Genomic DNA, 251 nt, shown 5'->3' on the forward strand with positions numbered 1-251 from the left:
GCCGGCGTAGCCCGCGCTCCCTGCGTCTCGCCGGGGCTGGTGCGATAGCTGAGGCCGAGACGCTTCGTGCGCTCGGCGTCGGCCGCGTTCTCGCGATCCACCTCCTCGACGTCGTAGCCGGTGGCCTCGACCACCTTGCGCCGCGAGGTGATGCCGGCTTCCATCGCCAGCACCTGTGCCTGGATGTCCTTCAGCGGATCCACCCAGTCCCAGCGCGGCGGGATCCACTGCACCGCACGGAACCGGCTTGG

Annotated in this window: 1 pseudogene; it reads right to left on the minus strand. The window is 70.9% G+C overall.

The window, feature by feature from the left end:
• Positions 1-251, minus strand: a pseudogene (locus Q0938_RS19315) (phage portal protein); the annotation flags it as partial.

Origin of the sequence: uncultured Paracoccus sp. (assembly GCF_947496875.1) — a bacterium.
Taxonomy (GTDB): domain Bacteria; phylum Pseudomonadota; class Alphaproteobacteria; order Rhodobacterales; family Rhodobacteraceae; genus Paracoccus.